Below are 20376 nucleotides of genomic sequence, written 5' to 3'. Positions count from 1 at the left end.
GAGACAGCAGTGATGAACTCGGACCGAGCATCGCCGTCGTCAACATCGACGTCGTCTGGAATCTCGGGACCGCATCCCCGGACACCAATCCAGCGGAAGTTCACCAAGCGCGCAAAACTTCACCGAACCCCATAGAGCGATGACGGGCTTTGGATCACGCACCGCTCCTTCCCGTCCGGCTGACGACCGAGCCGGTCCGCCTTCGGCCCATGCGCTCGACGCCCAGCCGCCTCCTGATCACCCTGCATGACAGGTGTCAATCGACCGAGTTTTCCGCAGAGGACCCCGTCAGTCGGCTTCGGTCTTCGAGTCGCCGCGCGAAATCCACCCATGATCGCGCACATTCCCGCGCCAAACCCGACACCGTGTCGCGGCAATGCGGCGGGACGATCTCGCTGAACTGTTCCCAATCCGACGGACTGATCGAATGCGCATCGAGAAGCCGGAGGATACCGCGGCCCAGCTCGGCCTGCCGCAACGCCGGATCCTTGCGCAAGATCTCCAGTGCCGACACCGGATCCCGCACGCGCACCGCCGGCGAGCCGGAACCGGCGAGGCCGCCGCTCGCCGCCACGTTGCCGACTCGGTTCGCGCCCCTGCGTTGCCTGCGCGGGAGAGGATCCTGGTTCGCGCGCACTCGTTCACGGACGTCTCTGGCCGTCCCCAGGGAGACCCCGGATTCCCTGGCGATCTCGCGCAGCGAAGCGTCCGGCTTCCTGGCGATCAGTTCAGTGGCCCGGATACGGCCTTCGGCGGCGTCGAGCGGGCGCACACGCCCGTCCTGGCCCATGCGGCTGCTCGAGTGGGCAACTTCCCCGGTTGCACGCTTCCGGATCGAGCCGACCGTCTTGTGCGACAAGCCCGTCACTGACGCTATCGCCCGGTCCGACCACTGGGGATGCGAATCGAGGATCCGCGCGGCCGCGGCCGCGCGGTCGACCTGGGTAAGGGGCAGGCCGTGACTCGCGTTCAATCGGACAGCCAGCACGAAGGCATCCGCCTCGGTGCCTTCGTAGAAACGCACCTCAATCCGTTTCTCGCCACGCAACAGCGCGGCCCGCAATCGATGCATCCCGTCGATCACCCGCATCGTCGCCCGATGAACCACAATGGGTGGCAACCCGCCGTCCAGTTCCGCGAGTTCGCGTACCCGCTCCCCGTCCTCACCCCCGATCCGCGGAGAATCCGCCGGCCGCAAAGATCCGACCGAAACCACTTCAGTCGGCTGCGGACGCCCGGGAGCCACACGCCCCTGCGGTGCTGTCGCCCCGGTTGCCGACCGTCCGCGAGACTTCTCCTCCCCCACCGTCAGACGCACCGACATCAACCCTCCCCTGTTTGTCGCAATAAGCACGCATCTCCCGACCGAAGGAGAAGTCGGCTCTCGAGCCGCTCTGCAAATCAGCATGGCCTGCACCTCGCTGCGCCACGTGCCGACAGACCACGCGGTCGCGCCAACCTGGCAGAAGCGCGAGGACCTTGGCGAAATTCTCACGATCTGTCTCAACCGCGAACGAGGCGCCGGAATCGCCGGTGCCGTGCTCGGTTACGCGCGACATCCGTACACGCTTGAGCACAGCGACCTGCCATCCGACCGTCGGGCCAGGTGATCGCGCGTCACATCGACGCGCTCACCGAACAATTCTCATCACACCAGCACCAACACGATCCTTAATTCAATAATTCACCCAATAGTAGATTGCCGATAATTCCGGAAGACAAGCGTCGCGAATACCGATCCCGCAGTTCATGGTCGAGCAATCAATACGCACGAAGAGGGGTTCCGCACAAGGCGCCGTCGATTCCGGCGAAATCGTGCGGACAGGTTAAGGCCAAGGCGAGGTGACGGAGCTGAGCGGTCGCTTGACTTGCGGTGCCCGTCGCGCCCCGTCACCTCCTTGCCCGCCAGATCACGAGGCCGCTGGGGCCGACTCTCGCAAAATACCATCTGGCGATCCCGCACCGTGCACGACAGCGCGGGTGCCTGGCGATACCAGCCTGGCCGAGCGAAACCACCTGGCAGATCCTCGAGCCAAGCGCGCAGCTGCTCCCTCGCTCCCGGCGCATTCACGACTTCGGCTTGCGCAAGCCCGCAGTCGATGGGCCAAGCGGCGTGCCCACCGTCCGAGACAACATCGTCCCGCTCTTCCGTGTCGGACCGACCGCGCACGACTTGCCCTCGGCGGTTGGCACAAAAGTCGAACCTGGAACTCGAGCTGACAGCGGGCGCAGCAGCGGCATCGCAGTGCCCGGCCGCGCGACCGAGCCGCACGTCTTCACCGTGCGGCGGTCGCAGCCGGACAAGCCCGGTCCGATGAACGCTGAGTCGGCGCCGCCTTTGCGCGCGCACTCCTGCCGAGCGACCGACACGGCTGCCGCCTACTGCCACATCGCTTCCTCTCCGCGTGCGTCGGCGTTGCACGACTTGCCCCCTCGACAGATCGTGCAACGCCGAACCCGATGCCCGGACGAGCCGACCGAGACCACAGCATGGGTGCGGGCTCAACGACGTCGCTGCCGCGGTCTTCCCCGTCGAGTCTGGTACTGCTCCGTGCTCAGTGGATCTCCCCGGCCCGCTCGCCTCCACAACACCAAGGCCAGAGGCCCAAACACGTTTTCCGGTCCGGACAGGCGAAGGCTCGCAGGCGCCATGACGGTCCTGAACGAAGCCCTGGACGTCGCTCCTGGGTCGCGTGCATCGCGACCTCGGCGGCGCGCACCCCCTTTCACCAGACGGGGCAGCACTCAGTTCCAGCAGGCCGCTCCGCGGCCGAGCGCTTGCACGGTTCGACCGTTCCTCGCCCGCCCAGATCGAATGCCGGGTCCGCCTGCTCCGTCGACCATGTTCGCCGACTCGGGCAGGGATCATCTTGCATTCCTAGGCCGCAGTGACCAGTATGAGTCTCCGCCCGACCGGGGTAGCGACCCGAGCACGCACGGTGCCTGACCGCGACGGCGACATCGGCTTGGGGAGGACGATGAGATGGGTTTTGAGCCGCGCGGGCTGTTCGCGGAGCGCTTTGCACTGCTTTACGCCGAGGCGGGCGATCCGCCGCTCAAGCGGGTAACTGAATCAGTTCTGCGCACGCGGCGGCTCGACGAACGAGGCCGGCCCATCAGAGTCTCGGCGCAGCGGGTAAGCGACTGGCGACGGGGACGGAACGTCCCCGCCCGCTTCGCCTCGCTAGCTGTCGTCCTGGAGATCCTGATCGGGCAGGCACGCCAGATACGTTCCGCCCCGGTCGTGCCCGATCTGTACAACCTGGCTGCCTGGCAAGAGCTGTGGAAGCAGGCTCTCGACAGCCCGCTTCCCGGCGCTTCCGCGACTGATGACACTGACGGCAGAACTGCCGGTCAGCCCGGCTCCGCAGGCCCGGCTGCCTGCCCTTACCGGGGCCTGGCATCGTTCCGGCAACAGGACGCTGGCTCCTATTTCGGACGCGGCCGGAGCACGGACTCCCTGGTCACCAGGCTGACGACCAAGGCGGGCGCCGGCGTGGTCATGCTGATCGGCGCGTCCGGCGCCGGGAAGTCCTCGCTGATCGCCGCCGGCCTGCTCCCGAGGCTGGAACAGGGCGCATCGGGCGGCAACTGGACGACTGTCCTGATGACCCCGCGCGACAATCCGATGCGCGAACTCGCCGCACGTGTGCCAGAACTCCAGAATGCCGCGAAGCTTTTGTCCGATCTGCGCGACACAGAATCCGGCTCTTCGCCAGGCGACGACAACCCAACGGCCACGGGCCAAGAGGAATCCGATGCCGTCCAGGCCGATTTCCAGGCTGCGGTGCAGGTCGCGATCGCGGAACACCTCGACAGCCGAGCGCGATCGACGACTCAGCTTCTGCTGGTAGTGGACCAATTCGAGGAAACTTTCACCCAGTGCGCGGACGAGTTCCAGCGACGTTTGTTTGTTCGCACACTTCACGCCGTCAGCAGCTGCATTTCGGCCCACACCGGACAACCGGTTGTCGTACTGCTCGGGTTGCGGGCCGACTTCTTCGTTCACTGCCTGGAATACCCGGAACTCACGGCCGCCTCGCAGAACGGCGACCTGCAGGTACTCGGCCCGATGACCACCGGCGAACTGCGCGAGGCCATCACTGGACCGGCGAAGTCGGTTGGCCTGCAACTGGAGCCAGGACTCGTCGACTTGATCATCCGCGACGTCGGCGCCGGCGCAGCACGCACTCACACCGGTTCGGCCGAAGGGCTCCACGACGCGGGAGTACTGCCCCTGCTCTCGCACGCATTGCTGGCAACGTGGCAGCACCGCCAACCCGGCAGGCTCACCATCGAGGCATATCAGGCAGCCCGCGGAATCCGCGGTGCGGTGGCAGCAACCGCAGAACGGGTGTGGGCTGACCTGGACGAGCGAGGGCAGACAGCCGCACGCGCCATCCTCCTGCGACTCGTGCGAGTCAGCGAGGACATGCGCGACACGCGAAGGCGGTCGACCCGGGAACAACTGGTCGACCAGGCCGAGGATCCCACGTCCGCGGAAAGAGCGCTGGAAATGCTGACTGCGGCCCGGCTGGTCACGCTCGACGAGCGATCGGTCGAGATCACGCACGAAGCCCTGCTCCAAGCCTGGCCGCGGCTGCGGAGATGGCTCGATCAGGACCGAGCCGGCAACCTCCTTCGACAACGGCTTGAAGAGGACTCGACGTCCTGGGAGAGACAGGAACGCGACACGTCCTTGCTCTACCGAGGCGCGCGTCTGGAGGCGGCTGCGCAATGGATCAAGACAGCGGACCCCGCTGACGTAACGATCGCCGCCCAAGAATTCCTCGCGGCATCGTCACGGCAACGCCGCCGAAGCAGCTGGACTCGGCGCGCCGCCCTGGCCGCGGTTGTGGTCTTCGCCCTTGTCGCGGCATCAACGGCGGTGGTCGCCATCCGGCAGCGGGACGAAGCGCAGTTCCTGCAGGTCGTCGCCGAAGCCGACCGGCTGCAAGCGTCCGACCCGTCGCTGGCGGCCCAGCTCGATCTCGTCGCGCACCAGCTGCGTCCAGACGATCAGAACGTGCTGACCAGGGTCCTCTCTGCTCAGCAAGGCCCGCTGGCAACCCCGCTGGCCGGCCACAACGGCGCTGTGTACTGGACCGGCTTCCGCCCCGACGGAAACGTCCTGGCTACCGCCAGCGCCGACCATACGGTCCGGCTCTGGGACACGCGTGACCGCGGACGACCCCGTCAGCTCGGGGCGCCCCTGACCGGATTCGGCAGCTGGGTCGCCTCCGCGGTCTTCACCCCGGACGGCCGCACGCTGATCACAGCCGGAGACGACCATACGTTCCGGCTGTGGGACGTCGCCGATCCCGCCCGTCCGCGTCCGCTGGGACCCCCGGCGGACGGCGGGGGCACCATTTACACCGCAACCGTCAGCCCGGACGGACGGACGCTGGCCGCCGCCACCAGCGACCGCACCGTCCGGCTCTGGAACATCGCCGACCGCGCACACCCGGTGCCGCTCGGGAACCCGCTCTCCGGTCACACCGGACTTGTGCGGACTGTCGCGTTCAGCCCGGACGGACGCACGCTCGCGTCCGGCGGCAACGACCACACGATCCGCCTGTGGGACGTCTCCGACCCCACCCGGCCATCGCCGCGAGGACAGCCGCTCCTCGGCCATGCCGGCATAGTGCATTCAGTGGCATTCAGCCCGGACGGGCACACGCTGGCCAGCGGCAGCGAAGACAAGGCCGTGCGCCTCTGGGATCTCGCCGCGCCCGGAGGGCCGGTCGCTCTCGGCAAGCCCCTCCTCGGGCACGTCGGAGAGGTCTGGCAGGTCGCGTTCAGCCGGGACGGCCGCATGCTCGTGTCCGGAGGCGACAGCACCGCACGGCTCTGGAACCTTTCCGACCCATCCGGTGCGGCGCCGCTGGGCAAGCCGCTGTCGGCCAGCAACGGCCAGGTGTTCTCAGTCATGTTCAGCCCCGACGGCCGCACGCTCGCAGTCGGCAGCGGAGACGGCATAGCACGGCTGTGGTCCATACCCGATCTCATTCTGCTGGGGCAGAAAAAGCCATCACGTCCTTGGCTTTCAGCCCGAACGGACGGCTGCTGGCAACCGGTTCCGAAGACAACGCCGGCCAACTCTGGGACGTCACCGACGCAGCGCACCCACATTCTCTCTGGCTCTCGAAGACGGGACACCGGGGGTCAGTCAGCTCGATCGCGTTCAGTCCCGACAGCCGCGTTCTCGCCACCAGCGGAATCGACAGCACCATCCAGTTCTGGGATGTCACCGCTCCAGCGAACCCGACTCCGATCGGACACCCGCTCCGACTGAACACAAAGTACGGAAGCCCCGTTCTGTTCAGCCCGGACGGCCGCATTCTAGCCACAGCCAACGACGATCGGACCCTGCAACTCTGGGACGTCCGCAACCCGGCGGACCCCGTGCGAATGGGCCAGCCGATTCCCGGCAACCCGTCCAACGGGAACTCGGCGGCCTTCAGCCCCGACAGCCGCGTCCTCGCCATCAGCAACGACGACAGCACAGTACAACTCTGGAACGTCACCGCGCCCGCACACGCGGCACGCCTCGGACGACCTCTTGCCGGCCACACGAAGCCGGTGCTGTCCGTGGCGTTCAGCCCGAACGGCCAGACGCTCGCCACGGGCAGCGATGATCAAACACTGAGGCTCTGGAACATCGGCGATCCCTCAAGTCCGGCTCCGCTGGGCCAACCTCTCGCCGGCTACACCGATGCCGTCAACTCCATCACGTTCAGTCCCGACGGCACGATGCTCGCGACCGGCAGCACTGATCGCACATTCCATCTTTGGGCCGTCTCGGCGGCGCAGGCAACACCCATCGGCCAGCCCCTCGGCGCAGATGCAGACGCCGTCCACCTGAGTTCCTTTCACCCCCTCGATCCGCACGGGAAACTTCTCGCAACCGGCGGGGAGGACGGTGCAGTCCGAATCTGGAATCTCGACGAACAGCAGGCCATCCGCCGCATATGCGAGTCGACCAGGAATGTTCTGACTTCCAAGCAATCGCAAGCGCATTTCCCGCAAACCGACTACGATCCACCCTGCCAGTAACGTTTTTCAAGCACCGAGATTGCAACCTTCACAACACATCTTTGCCACCGCAGCTGTCGGCACACTCATTTCATTCAACTTCCGCAACATTCACGAAAAACGTGTAATATGCCCGCATGCAGGTTTTCAGGAGACTCGGAACTCTTCCCGTGGCCGCCACGGTTCTCACCGGAATGACGGCCACGCAAATGACTCTCGTCACAGCCGGGAACATCACGGACTTCGGCACAAACCAAGCTTTCGTCCGTCATGTCCTGGCAATGGACACCACATTTCAGTCCTCGCATATGATGTGGCGTGCGATCACCAGCCCGGGAGTTGCCGACGCGATTTATATTGCCATCATCGCATGGGAACTGATCACCGCACTGGCACTGCTTGCCGGTTTTTTCGCCGGAATACGGTCCCACCTGGCCGGACGCACCCTGCCGATTGCGAGCCAGCTTTCCAACGTTGGCTGGATCATGCAGTTGACACTTTTCGGAGTCGGCTTCATGGCGATAGGCGGGGAATGGTTCCAAATGTGGCAGTCCAGCAAGTGGAACGGCCTTTCAGCAGCCCTGCAAAACCTCATCGTCGCCTCACTCGGCCTCGTACTCACCCATCTCGCCACGAAAGAGTCAAGACCTGCAACGAACCCGACGGACGGCAGTTTCCACTGACCGTTTACCCGGCCACCACACCCTGGTACTCCGACCATGTCGCGATGGCCCCGGCCGCGGCACTTCTCCCCCGGTGAGACAGTGCTGCGGCGAGCACTGGCGCTGAAATTCCCTCCGGCTCAGAGTTCACTGCATCGCGCGCGCCACCCGGAGCCGGAGTTCGCGAACTGAAGTTTCCAGGAGGTTCTTCTCGAAGCCCATGGGATCGGGATCGTTTTCGTCGTAACCGTCGATAATGGCTTCAATCCGGGAGAACCACGCTTCAAGATCGGGCTTCAATCCGACCGGAATACGCCCGCGTCCGATCGCATGCTCGACGAGCAACCGGAAGTCTTGCGCGAGCAGTTCCGGCTTGGGCCGAATGGGGTTGAACCAATCGTCGGCGAGAACCGAGCGCAGCCGGCTCGCATGCTCGTTCCAATGGAGCGTTATCGCCAAGTCCGACGTGAATCCCGCAGGCAGGACCTTGGGCCAGAGGTCGCGGCGCGCCGCGCGCTGGCCTGACCACGGAGTAGAACCAACCTTAGGGAGGATTTCCGGCAGAAAAAGACCGGCCAAGGGGGCAAAAAAGCCGTTAAGCCATTGATCGGGGTAGATGGGGCGCCAGTAGAGGTTCGAGATCGTCGCGTCGGCAATCCCCCGCAAAATAGGATCGACCAATAGAGCAACCAGCGGCGTTTCTCCATAGTACTCCAGGTCAGCGTCCATCAGGCAGACGATCTCCCCCGCCGCGGACTTTACCCCCTGAACAATGGCTTCCCCTTTGCCCTTTCCGGCGATCACTACGCTCGCGCCGGAGTCCTTGGCGACCTCCGCCGTCCGGTCGGTGCAACCACTCGCACTGACAATCACTTCACCCTCGACCCCCAACGCTGAAATTCCCTGCCGGGCAGCGGTCACCGCAGCCGCGACGGTCGATTCTTCGTTATGTGCAGGCAGCACGACAGAAAGGGTGGCAGACTCGTTCACAAGCGTACGAGATCGGGGCATGTCCATGATCACTTGCCAGCACTCCATTCTTACGATCTAACGAGGGCAGTCGTCGGGTCGCGGCGCGAGCCTTGCTCGCAAACTTCGCACTGAGCCCGAGCCGCAGGTTAAACCCGGAACCGTTCACCGGCCCAACCTGTGCGTACTGAACTAACAACAACTCACCGGACCGAACGTCCAGCCCGACACGAACAGCCGTCCTGTCGCGGGCGGCGAGGCCGTTCACCTCGACTTGTCGTGCGACACCACGGGGGTCTTCGATCGAGGTAACACTGGCTGGCCGGTGGCAAACTCAACCGATGCGACACCACACATGCCAGCAAAGCCTCCCCACAATTCCGCGCCAAGAATACGGTGCGCGTCGGCGGTGCGCAAATACTGCGATGATCCGGAGCGCTGCTCCCCTCCGGAACCCGAAGAGCATTATCATACTGCAAGTCCGAGCCTGCGGTTGCAGCCGAATCGCAACGGAGCCGCCAGGACGCTCCGCGAACGACAAGGGCGATTCGCGCACGTCGCATACCTGGCTACTGCAACGGCAAACACCGCGTCTCCACCCCCGGCGACCACGTCAGCGGCCTCAACGACATCCTCGCCAGCACGAGGGACGACCCCGAACTCGACGCACTCATCGGCCACCTCCACGAGGAAAGCTGCCTGCCGCCGCGGCGGCGCACTCGCCCTGCGTCCCAGGACCTCGACCGGGACCAATGCACGATACTGATACGGGAAAAGGAGAAACCGAACGCTGGCAACCCGTCTCCCCCACCCTCATGCGCCAACCACGACGAACGCGGCGACGGAGACTCCGACGGGCAACTGCTGCGCTACGCCAACGGCAAACCCATCACCTCGCGCCGCTACGACCACATCTTCGGCCGCGTACAAACCACCTCGACTGGACACGGGCGCTGCAAATCACCTCCCGCTGGATGCGCCACACGACACTGACTTGGGTCGAACGCAACTTCGGCATCGGTGTCGCTGGGCCTACACCGGTCATGCTGCCAGCGGCAGCGACCTGACCAGCTATGTCAAAGCCGACATCGCTGAAGTTGCCCAAGCCCTCTCCGCTCTCACCGGAGAACCACTCCCCCTCGCCACGGTCAACGCGCCATAAGACGGTCGCGCCATCCGCACCTGAATCTGCGCCCTTCGCTCCTGGGACGGAGGGTCGCAGATCTATTGATGCGTAACTCAAATGTGGCGTGGTCGTTGGCTGTGGTGTGAGGGTGACGGTGGTCAGCGCGAGGCGGCTTTCCCCGTCGTCGCAGGAGGATCTGCGGCGGCGGGCGGTCGCGGCGGTGGAGTCCGGGCGTGCTCAGGCCGAGGTGGCGGAGGCGTTCGGGGTGGGGCTGCGGTCGTTGTCGCGGTGGGTGAACGCGTTCCGGGGCAACGGGAACCGGGGTCTTGCCGCGCGGAAACGCGGTCGTCGTCCGGGCGAGCAGAAAGCGCTGGACGAGCGGCAGCAGTCGCGGGTGCGCCGGGCGGTGCTGGGCAAGTATCCGGACCAGTTGCAGCTGGTGGGGCTGGTGTGGACGCGGGGTCTGGTCGGCGAGCTGGTGAAAGCCTGGTTCGGGGTGTCGCTGTCGCGGGTGACGATCGGGAAGTACCTGCGGTCGTGGGGGTTCTCGCCGCAGAAGCCGGTGCAGGTCGCCTACGAGAAGAACCCCGACGCGGTGCGGGCGTGGCTGGACGAGCGGTATCCGGCGATCGCCGCGCGGGCCGGGGAGGACCGGGGCGCGGTCTTGTGGCTGGACCAGACCGGGCTGCGGTCGGACGCGACGGTCGCGGCGACCTGGGCCCCTGTCGGGCGGACCCCGGTCGTGCCCAACAGCGGCCGCCGGTTCACGGTCAACGCGATGGCCGCGATCAGCAACAAGGGCGAGCTGTATTTCACCGTGTTCGAGGGCGGGTTCAATGTCGCGGTGATGATCGAGTTCCTCGACCGGCTCACCCGCCACCTCGACCGCAAGATCCACCTCGTCGTCGACGGGCACCCCTCCCACCGGGCGAAACGCCTCAAAGCCTGGCTCGCCGAGCGGACAGAGCGGATCGAGATGCACTTCCTGCCGCCGTACTCGCCGGAACTCAACCCCGTCGAACTGCTCAACGGAGACCTCAAACACCACGTCACCGCAACACGAAGCCCCCGCGACCAGCAGGCACTGGCAGCAGACGCACGCACCCACCTGCGCCGCCGCCAGAACCAGCCCCACCGCGTGAAAGCCTTCTTCGGCAAAGACGAAACCCGCTACGCCGCCGACTGACACGCCATATTTGACCTACCTGTCAATAAATCCTGTCATCCCGACTGGATAGGGGCTGGACCCGCGGGTTCAGCCCCTCTTTCGTACCGCGGGACGCGGCGCGAGCCTGCCTGCGATCCAGCAGCGTCGGCCCCGAGCACTGCGCCGGTCGCCCCCCAATGCTGCTCCGCCCAATGTGCCGAGGAGCGTGTAGACGGAGAGACCTGGTATGCGGCCAAGCATGGCCCGCAACGCCTCCCGCGACAACAAATTCTCCGCCCGGACGAGGCTGAGCATTTCCCTGCCCCGGAAGGTCGGGCCTGCCTTGTGCACGGCCTTCGTTCGGCCCGGTTGCTGACGTCCCGGCCGCGGACCCGGCTCTTGTCTAGGCCGCGTGACGAATCGGCTCTTCACCGGCATGCACCCGCCAGCAGCCCACGACGTCGGGGGCGAGCGGTTGCCCGATGCCCGCCGTGCGAAGCCGAACGGTCAGCCCTTCCCTTCGTACGGCACCGCCTTGACCAGGGTGACCTTCATGGTCTTGCCGTTGGGCAGCTCGTACTCGCGGGACTCGCCCTCCTTGGCACCGAGGAGGGCCTTGCCCAGCGGAGATTCCGGTGAGTACACGTCGAGCGCGCCCTCCGCGCCTTCCTCACGGGTGGCGAGCAGGAACTTCTCCTCCTCGTCGTCCCCGTCGTACTTGACGGTGAGCACCTTGCCCGGTCCGGCGATGCCGTCGTCGTCCGGCGCCTCGCCGACCTTCGCGTTGCGCAGCAGCTCCTGCAGAAGCCGGATCCGGGCCTCGGCCTGGGCCTGCTCCTCGCGGGCCGCGCGGTAGCCGCTGTGCGCCTTGGGATCGCTCTCTTCGCGGCTGTCGGTGATGCGGGCGGCGATGACCGGACGATTCTCGATCATTTCGTCGAGTTCGTTCTTGAGCTTGTCGTAGGCATCCGGGGTCAGCCGCGTCTGGTCGCCGCCCGACAACGTCGCGAGCTGGCCCGTCCCGCCGGGTTTGGTCAAGCGGTTCTCGGCGGCCTCGCGCGCCGCCTCCGCCTCGCGGACCCGTTTCTCGCTCCGTCGCCGCGTGTTCTCGAGTTCGACCTCGTCGGTCCAGTTGCTCAGCACGTGGGCGTGGTGGACGTCCTCCGCGAGTTCGACCAGCTGGTCGATTTCGTCCCGGGGTGCGGCTGCGAGGCCGTCGCGAAGCTGTCGAAGGCTCGGACGCGAGTGGTCCGGGCGCGGCGGGATCGGCCGCAGGTCGGAGCTGATCAGCCGGTCGAAGCCGTTCTCGTTCGTCATGCCTGCGCCTCCGATGTTCCGGTCTGCGTGATCCTCCGTCTGGTGGCGGTTCGGGGCTCGTAGTCCTTGAGCGATCCGTGCAGAAAGATCTTCGCCCGGGCCTCCTCGGTGAGTGCTTTGACCCGGCTGACCGAGACGCCCATCGCCCGGGCCGTCTCTTCGCGCGTGAGCTGGTCGACCGCGCGCAGCACGAGAACACGACGCTGCTTCGGGGTGAGCCTGCTCAACGCGTTCTCGACGTCCAAGCGGAGATCGACAGCACCGTAGGCCTCGACGCACGCGTCGGCCAGCAGCGCCAAGTCGCTCGGCTCCTGCGGCAACTCGGCCGCCGCCCGCCGCGACAGTGCCCGCCAGGCGTCCGCGATCTTGCGTCTCGCGATGCCGAACATCACCGGCAGGTACTCCTCCACGGGAAGGTCTTTCCTGTCGGCGTACGCGACGAACGCCTTCATCGTCTCCTCGAACACGCCCGGCACGTCGTCCGAGTCGCACAGCCGTCGGCGGATGTAGCCGTAGATCTTGTCCAGCAGCGGGTCCTCGGACGCCAGAAACGCGGCCAACGGGTCTTGGCCGCCTGTTCCCGGTTCGCCGGCCGGTTCGCTCACCGCGCGGCATCCTCCGCCGTGATCTTCATCGACCACCTCGCGCCGTCGGGATCGAGCGAGCAGATCTCGGCCCCCATCCGCGAGGCGGCCAAAGTTTCCGCCAACGCGATCATGGTGTCGCCCCGATGGCGCGCCTGGGTAACGGCACCGCGAGCGCGGATGGCGGCACCAGCAAGACGGACGATGCCGGGACGCCGCACCACCACCCACTCCGCGTCGGCGCTGCGTTGCTGGTCCATGGCCTTCTCCTTCGCGCGTCAGAAACAGTGTCGCCTACTACATCGTCAGGGCACGGGCGAACGGACACCCCTGATTCGGCGAGCGATCGCGGGCCTCGGACGAGAGCCGGGGCAGCCGGGCGGCTCCGGCAACCCGTCCCCACTCGCCGCGGACTGATCCCTGGGCTGCGCCGGACCGAGGGTGCGCAGGCCTGCCTGGACGAGTTGGTGGACAGAGCCGGCGCGGCCGCGCTGGTGACGTGCCCGTGACGCCGCGCGGGCGTTGTCGCGACGTCATGGGTGCGATTCTGCTGCCGCTATGGCTGCGCCCTTCAAGGTTCATGCGCCGCGACCGGCGACACCGGTGGTGTCTCCGGCGATCCCGGCAGCGCGGGATCCACGCGGGCGCGCCAGGGCACCACACTCGGGTACGACGGCGGAACCCGGGTCGGCGGCGGCCGGGAGGGCGCAAGCGGCGGCAGGCAACGCGACGGTGACCGCGGCGATGGGCGGGCCGCCGCCGGGCATCCGGCCCGGGTGGGCCGGGCAGATGATGCCCGGCGGGCAGCGGTTGATCGGCAACCAGGCCGTCGCGGCCGCGGCGGGTATGCCGTCCACTGCGACACCGCCTGCCGCGGCTCGGCGGCCACCTGCCGAGAAGCCAGGGCCCGGGCAGCCTCAACCGAAGACACAGGCACCGCCCAGATCTCGCCTCGGCCAAGCGGACGCAAAGGACACCGGGGATCGCCCGGACGAGGGTGCGCCGAAAAAAGAGCCCGTGCGCGCGGGGACCGCGGCTGCGGGCGCTGCGGTCGGAAGCTTCGCTGGGCCGCGGCGGCTCCTATTGCCCTCGTTCACGCGGCAGTTCAGCGTGCTGGCCACGCTGCCGCCGGTGCGGGCGGGCAGTACCGGCAAAGCAGCCGACAAAGCCGTCGAGCGGGCAGCGCTGGCCACGGCCGAGCGGGCGTTCGCTCGGCTTGTCGAGCAGGCCCGGCGCTCCCACGACTCCCAATCGCGCCTGCTGCAGCGGATCGGCCGGGCCGCTCTGGACCGGCACGACCGGTTGGAGCGCCGGGCCCGGACGAGGGCGTCGGCGGTCGAGGCCGAGCTGGACGATCGGCGGGAACAGGCCCTCGCCACCGTCGACAGCGCGTATGAGCGGGGCACGGTCGGTCTCGCGGCCGCGCTGAAGCGCGGCCGCGGGCAGGTCGCCGCTTCTTCCGCGAGCGCGCTCAGCCGGGTGCAGGCGAACGTGGACACCGCGAGCGACCAGATCACCACGATCGTCAACGATCTGGCGTCGGCCTACACCGACGTGCTCGAACAGAGCGCCGTGGAGATCACGAATGAAGCCGGGCAGGCTGTCGCGGCGGTCCAGTCCTACAGCGCGTCCGCTTCGACCCTGTTTCCCGGCGGGGCGACGCCGCTGGTGGAGGCCGAGAACGAGGCGCGGCGCCAGGCTGTCCCCGGACTGGCCGCGGCGGCCGTGAAGTCCCTGAACGAGGCGTCTTCGGAGCAGGCGGAGGCGTATCGCGGCCAGGTCAAGGTGGTGCGGGACAAGTTCGACGCGAGCGAGCTGGCCGCGGCGCTGCGGACCCGCAGGGACGAGATCGACACCAAGGGCCGGGCCGCGGTGCAGAACGCGACCCGGGTGGCCTACGGCGCGCTCGGCGGGCAGGCCGCGCACGCACGGGTGGTCTTGCGGCGGACGGCGGACGGTGCCCGTCAGTCGATCGAGCTGCGGTGCAAGGCGGCCCGGGACCGGCTGACGACTGACGCTGACGGGCTGGTGCACGCCTCGCGTGCCCAGACGGGGGCGGAGCTGACCGGCTTGGCAACAGCGGCGAAGACCGGGCTGCCCGGGTTCGACGGCATGGTCACCGCCGTACGCAAGGGTCTTGAGCCTGCCGCGAAGAACGGTGCGGAAAGCTTGCGCAGGGCCACGACGGACAGCGCGAAGGTCACCGGGCCGAAGGTGGACAAGCTCGCAGCCGAGCAGCGGCGCGTGGTGACCAAGGCCGACGTGTCGACCAGCCGGTCGTTGGCTGCTGCCGAGCACGCGGCCAGCCAGGCCGCCGCGCGGACGCGGGCGGCGGCGCGGCGTGGCCTGCGCGAGACGGCCGCGGCCAGCGCGCGGGGAATCAGCGGCTTTGTGCACGGGCACGACGCGTCCTTCGCGGCGACGGCGCACGGCGTCCGGCAGGTCGCGGACGCCTGGGCCATGCCGCTGGCGCAGGTGTTCGGCGAGGCAGTCCGGAAGACCAAGGACGCGATGACCGGGCCGTTCACCGAGTGGAAGCGCGATACGGACGACAAGCGGACCGGCTTCGTCGCCAAGGTCTTCAAGCCGTACCAGACCCCGGCCACGCCGATGGCCGCACTGGTCAAGCCCGCCGCCGACGCGGTCGCGGCGAACCTCGACCAGCGCGAGCACGACCTCGAGAAGGCGTTCGACGGCTGGGGCACCGACGAGGCGGGCGTGTCCAAGGCGTTGCGCGGAATGACCCCGACGCAGGGCCGTGCACTGCGCTGGCTCTTCGAACGCAAACACGGCTCGCTCGAGGCGGCGCTGAACGACGAACTCTCCGGTGCGGATCTCACCTCGGCGCAGGCCTATCTGCGCGGCGACCAGGCGGCGGGTGCCGCGGCCGAACTGGAGGCCTCTCTCCACTGGTACGGCGACGAGGAAGAGCGCATCGAGGAGACGATGCGCAACCTCAAGCCCGAAGAACTCGCCAGGCTCAAGGGCAGCAAGGAAGGCGCCGCGGCGCTCGCCGATGTGCGCGACAACCTCGACGGCACCGACCTGAAGGTGTTCGACGCGCTCGCGGCCGGAAACCAGAACCTCGCCGACGCGTTCCGGATGAAGGACAAGATCGACGACGCGCGCCGGTCCGGGGACCTCGACGCGCTCCACGACACTCTCATCCAGTACGGCAAGGCTCCGACTGAACGCGGTCGTGCCGAGGCCAGCGCGGACGAGCGCCGGGTTGCGGTGCAGCGCGAGTTCGCGGGAATCGTCGGTGGCGGGCGCGACACTGCGTCGATCTCCCCGGAACAGGCCGCCGCCGCGGTCGAGAAGTACACGCTCGCGCCGATCCAGCGAGTCGTCGCCGGGGCAAGGGGCGGCACACGGACCGAGAAGCGCGACATCACCGGCGCGAACCGGGACCTCGCGGTCGCGCTCATTCACGGCGGCGAGAACACGGTGGCCGCGCGCGCGGCCCGCCTCGGCGTGGAGACGCAGCGGCCGGGCGGCCCGAACCTGCTCAAACTCGACGCCGCACTGGTCGATCCTCGCCTCAAACCGGGCGCGAAGGTGTCGCCGGAGGAGATCACGAATGCGCGGACCGAGCGCGACCAGGTCTTCCAGAAGTACGCCGCCGACTACGGCGGCGCCAAGGAAGCAGGCGCGGCCGAGTCCGCGAAGGCATATCTGGAAAGACAGCTGCGCGCCGCGTCGGGCAGCGACAAGGACCTTGCCGTGCTGGCCGTCAGCCTCGCCCACGACGAGTACCCGACCCCGAAGACTGCCGCGCTGGCCGTCCAATACGCCTCGAAGGGCGCCGGGACCGACGAAGAGCTGATGTTCCGCTTCGTCGAGCGGATGGACCGCGACGAGATCGCCGCCATGCGGGTCGAGTACAAGAACCTCACCGGCACCGCGCTCGACGACGACCTCGGCACCTTCGGCGGCAAAGGCGCGTTCACCGAGCTGTCCGGCGACGAGCGGCTGCGGATGGAGGTGGCGCTGCTCGGCGTGCCCCGCAACGACCGGGAAGCCGCCGAGGTCGCCGCGTTCCGCATCCAGCAGCAGCGCGACGAGACCGGCGGGCTCGGCGCCTGGCTGGCCGAGGACAGCCTCGCCGACCGGTCGCTCGCCTCGGCGCAGACCCGGCTCACCGCCTCGCTGGGCGGCGCGACCGTGCGGGTCGACGACAAGGGCAACCCGGTCTGGACCGACGCCGCGGGCCGCCCGATGACCGCGGGCGGCACCCTGTTCGACAAGGACGGCAAGTACACCGGCCAGGACCCGCGCGAGTTCGCCTCCGCCGTGCGGGTCAGCAAGATGGCGGCCGAGAACTACGCCGCCCAGATCGACAGCTACGCCGCCGTCCTGACCACCGCGGTCATGGTGGCCGGCGCGATCGCCGCCGCCGTGGCCACGGTCGCGACCGGCGGCGCGGCCAGCCCGCTGCTGCTTGCCTCCATCGCCGGACTGACCGGCCTGTCCTCGATGGCCGTGCACAGCGCCGTCAGCGGCGGCCGGTACGGCTGGGAACAGGCCGCGGTCGACCTCGGCATGACCGCGGTGCAGGCGCTGACCGCCGGCGTCGGTCAGCACCTGTCCATCCTGGCGCGCGGCGGAACCCAGAGCCTGGCCGCGGGCATGACCACGCTGCGGTCGGCCGAAGGCCTCGGCCACGCGATGGGCGGCATCACCGGAAGCACGCTCGGCGACCTGCTGGCTATCGGAGCCGCGACCGGCGGCATGAGCGGCTTCGGCGCTGCGCTGCTCGACGAGGCCACCTGGCGCAAAGGCTTCGAGCACGGCTTCGCGGAACTGCTGGCGGCCACGGCGGCCGGTGCGCTCGGCGGCGCGGTCAGCACCGTGACGTCGCATGCCTTCGAATCGCTGCCCGTCGGCAAGGCCGCGGCGGACGGCACCCGCACGACTCTCGGCGACGCACTGAGCGGCTCGGCGGCCGCGCGCTCGGCCCTGCGCGGCACGTCGTCGTTCCTCGGCGGCGCGACCGGCCGCGGCGCGGAACTCGGCATCGGCGCGGCGACCGGCAGGTTCCACGGCGACGCCGGCGATCTCCTGCAGGAGATGGGCAAGGCGGGCCTGGAATCGGCGGTCCAGGAGAGCGCGGCCGGGCCGGTGGAGGTAGCGAAGCGCCGGCGTGGCGGCGCGGCGGCCTCGGTTGCGGCGGCACGCCGGACGGCGGCGTCGGCCCGTACCGATACCGGCGATGTCGCTCCCGGCGCGGTCACGCGACTTTTGCGTGAGCTGCCGAGACTGCCGGACGACTCGCCTGCCTCGATCCGCGCGATGGTCGAAACGGTGTTCACCGGCGACGTGACACTGGAGCCGATCGGCGGCCACGACGGTCGCGCTAGGACCACTCGGCCGGTCTACCGGGTGTCGGTGGACGGCAAGCCGGTCGGCGTGGTCAAGGTCGTGCCCGACGGCGCCGAGTTCGCGCAAGAGCTGTCGGCCGCGGACCGGCTTCTCCAATCCGACCTCACCGGCTTCCGGGTGCCCGAGGTCCTCGCGGTCGCATCGGTGCCTGGCGCGGGCAGCATGCGTCGCGGCGCCCTGTTCTCCGCACTGGCCCCAGGCGAGTCTGTCGACGCCCTGCTGCGCAGAGTGCCGTTGGCCTGGGACCGCGCGGCTGCTATGCACGACCTGCGCCAGGCGGTCAGCGGTGTCGCCGAAGGCATGGCCGAGTTGCACCGCGGCACCGCCCGCCCGGCGTCGCCCGCCTACTTCGCCCCGCACGCCGCCATGATCCGCGAGCACCTCGCCGAACTGGAGGCCCGCCGCCCGCTGCTGGAACAGCTCGGCATCGATGTCGACCAGCTCCGCGTCGCACTGGGTGCGGCCCTCTCGGACGCCATGGCCGGCCGGGGCCCGGCGAGCCTCGCGCACGGCGACGCCCACCTCGGCAACTTCCTGTGGGATCCGGACGCCGGAGTGACGCTCATCGACGCCCCCACCCTGCACCAGTCGATGAACGCCGCGGGCGAGCCCATCGGCACACCGGCCCGGGATGTCGGACTGTTCACCCAGCGCATCAGCCACTTCGGCAGGGAGTTCGGCCTGTCGCCCGAGGAGATCACCCGCCTGCGCCACGACTTCGCCGAAGCGTACGCCCGCCACGGCGGCCCGGTCGTACCCACAGCCGTGCAAGCCATGTTCGAGGCCCGCGCAGCGCTGCACAGACTGGCCCGCGCTGTGACCCGGCTGGAGCAGCGACCGGAGCCGCGCAGGGCACCGGACGTCGGCGCCGCCGCTGCCGCACTGCAGGAGGCCCTTGGCCTCGACAGCGCTGTCGCGACCAAGCTCGCCCACCGCTTCGCGGGCGAACTCCCGGGCACTCCCGGCTACCGTCGCGCGTGGACCGCGATCGACAACTTCCGTGCGTACATGCTCGATGTCGCCGAGCCGAGGGTCCGAGCCGGTTTCGAGTCCCGGTACGGCGACCGAGTCCGCGAGTTCCAATCCGAACAGACCGAGCAGTTCAAGGCGCTGTGGGACGACCTCTTCCCGCACCGCAGGGACGAGGTCACCCTCTCCCCGGAAGGCACCAGGCGAGCCGAGGAGAAGGTGCGGTCGCTCACGGCGGACGCGGAGCAGGTCATGCGGGAACTGGCGCAGTTCGCGGCGGCGACTGGCCAACCGGAACTCGCCGAGACCGCGGTGGCGCGGACGATGGACCGGGAGGGCGCGGCGGCGTGGGCGGCGGCGTTCCGCGCGACGCAGGCCACGATCAACGACGTCATCTCCGGCTTCCGCTACCGCGGCGAAGAGATCGGGTACATCGGCAGCATGAAGACCGGCCAGCGCGGGCCGCACAAGGGGAAGACCCGCTTCGACCCGTACGACTTCGACGTCGACCTCTACGTCGTGGTCGACCGGGAGACCTTCGAGCGGATCCGCACGGAATACCCGGATCTCAAAAGAGATGATACAAAGATCATGCCGAGCAGCAGCGTGCCAAGAGACCTCGTCCGCCTCGCCAAACGGATCGGGGAAGCGCTCAAAGAGAAGTTCCCTCACGTCAAGGGAATCGAGGACTCGAAGATCGCCATCCGAGCGGAGGAACCATGGTGAGGCGGCAGGAGATACATTTCAGCGCTCGGCTGGACACCGACGATGACATGCCTCAGGTCGCCGCGCGCGTCGGGCGGGCACTGGGATGCGCGTTCGCGCGCGGCGAGTTCGCACGGTGGCCTGCGCAGGTCGCGGACGTCTTCGGACTCAGGATCTCCCTGCAAGGAGTCGGCGGCATCGGAGGCAAGAATGTCGCGAAGCTCGTCGGCGAGGTCAACGAGGACGGATTCCTCTACGCACCCGACGGCAGCGACGACGTCGACTACGAGCGGGCGGACATCAGCGATTACGTAGTCGACCTGCTCACCATCCGCACCGGGCTCCGGTGGTACCGGCCGACGGACGCGGACTACGCCGCGGAACACGAAGCGGCCCGCGGGCTCGACGACTGGCTTGGCGGGATCGGCTCCGAAGGATGGACCTCCGCCGACGAGGAACGATTCGGCGACAGGTAACTCG

General features: G+C 68.2%; 11 protein-coding genes and 2 pseudogenes. 7 read left to right on the top strand and 6 right to left on the bottom strand.

What is annotated here, in order from left to right:
* Positions 1–256: 256 nt before the first annotated feature.
* A complete protein-coding gene (locus tag RPX00_RS35285) occupies positions 257–1216 on the bottom strand; it encodes a ParB/RepB/Spo0J family partition protein (RefSeq protein ID WP_406643202.1) in 960 nt (319 codons plus the stop codon).
* A 1767-nt stretch (positions 1217–2983) separates the two neighbouring features.
* On the opposite strand from RPX00_RS35285, the pseudogene RPX00_RS35280 reads away from it, so the two are divergent.
* The 4 genes and pseudogenes from RPX00_RS35280 to RPX00_RS35265 form a co-directional block, all read left to right on the top strand.
* A pseudogene (locus RPX00_RS35280) lies at positions 2984–5950 on the top strand (WD40 repeat domain-containing protein); the annotation flags it as partial.
* 38 nt (positions 5951–5988) lie between these two features.
* Positions 5989–6354, top strand: a pseudogene (locus tag RPX00_RS35275) (WD40 repeat domain-containing protein); the annotation flags it as partial.
* Between the two features lie 57 nt (positions 6355–6411).
* On the top strand, positions 6412–7056 hold the full coding sequence (locus RPX00_RS35270; protein ID WP_406643200.1) for a WD40 repeat domain-containing protein: 645 nt from the start codon (positions 6412–6414) through the stop codon (positions 7054–7056).
* A 116-nt stretch (positions 7057–7172) separates the two neighbouring features.
* Positions 7173–7718 (top strand): DUF2165 domain-containing protein, encoded by a 546-nt coding sequence (locus RPX00_RS35265; RefSeq protein ID WP_406631930.1) that lies wholly within the window; start codon positions 7173–7175, stop codon positions 7716–7718.
* A 126-nt stretch (positions 7719–7844) separates the two neighbouring features.
* On the opposite strand, the gene RPX00_RS35260 is transcribed toward RPX00_RS35265, so the two are convergent.
* Positions 7845–8660: a glycosyltransferase gene (locus tag RPX00_RS35260; RefSeq protein ID WP_406631929.1), complete on the bottom strand. Its 816-nt coding sequence runs from the start codon at positions 8658–8660 to the stop codon at positions 7845–7847.
* 1280 nt (positions 8661–9940) lie between these two features.
* Here RPX00_RS35260 and RPX00_RS35255 point away from each other — a divergent pair.
* The gene (locus RPX00_RS35255) at positions 9941–10978 is read left to right on the top strand and encodes an IS630 family transposase (RefSeq protein ID WP_406631928.1); all 1038 of its coding nucleotides are present in this window, start codon (positions 9941–9943) and stop codon (positions 10976–10978) included.
* Positions 10979–11446: 468 nt separating this feature from the next.
* Here the strand turns inward: RPX00_RS35255 and greA are convergent, their stop codons facing one another.
* The 4 genes from greA to RPX00_RS35235 all read right to left on the bottom strand — a co-directional run bounded on the left by greA (position 11447) and on the right by RPX00_RS35235 (position 13697).
* Positions 11447–11941, bottom strand: a complete 495-nt coding sequence (gene greA, locus RPX00_RS35250; RefSeq protein WP_406643199.1) for a transcription elongation factor GreA — start codon at positions 11939–11941, stop codon at positions 11447–11449.
* A gap of 311 nt (positions 11942–12252) precedes the next feature.
* Positions 12253–12861: an RNA polymerase sigma factor gene (locus tag RPX00_RS35245; RefSeq protein ID WP_406631927.1), complete on the bottom strand. Its 609-nt coding sequence runs from the start codon at positions 12859–12861 to the stop codon at positions 12253–12255.
* Entirely contained in the window at positions 12858–13100 is a 243-nt protein-coding gene (locus tag RPX00_RS35240) for a hypothetical protein (protein ID WP_406631926.1), read from the bottom strand. The genes RPX00_RS35245 and RPX00_RS35240 overlap by 4 nt, the downstream gene beginning before the upstream one ends.
* Before the next feature lie 318 nt (positions 13101–13418).
* Positions 13419–13697 (bottom strand): hypothetical protein, encoded by a 279-nt coding sequence (locus RPX00_RS35235; protein WP_406631925.1) that lies wholly within the window; start codon positions 13695–13697, stop codon positions 13419–13421.
* A 160-nt stretch (positions 13698–13857) separates the two neighbouring features.
* Between RPX00_RS35235 and RPX00_RS35230 the strand changes: the two genes are divergently transcribed.
* Both RPX00_RS35230 and RPX00_RS35225 read left to right on the top strand, forming a co-directional pair.
* Positions 13858–19917 carry a phosphotransferase gene (locus RPX00_RS35230; RefSeq protein WP_406631924.1) on the top strand — a complete coding sequence of 2020 codons (6060 nt, stop codon included), beginning with the start codon at positions 13858–13860 and terminating at the stop codon, positions 19915–19917.
* A 47-nt stretch (positions 19918–19964) separates the two neighbouring features.
* Positions 19965–20372 carry a hypothetical protein gene (locus tag RPX00_RS35225; protein WP_406631923.1) on the top strand — a complete coding sequence of 136 codons (408 nt, stop codon included), beginning with the start codon at positions 19965–19967 and terminating at the stop codon, positions 20370–20372.
* The last annotated feature ends 4 nt before the right edge of the window (positions 20373–20376 follow it).

This window comes from Amycolatopsis sp. WGS_07 (genome assembly GCF_045278895.1).
GTDB lineage: Bacteria > Actinomycetota > Actinomycetes > Mycobacteriales > Pseudonocardiaceae > Amycolatopsis.
The sequence above is the reverse complement of the archived record's forward strand: the minus strand, read 5'-3'. Positions and strand labels throughout refer to the sequence as shown.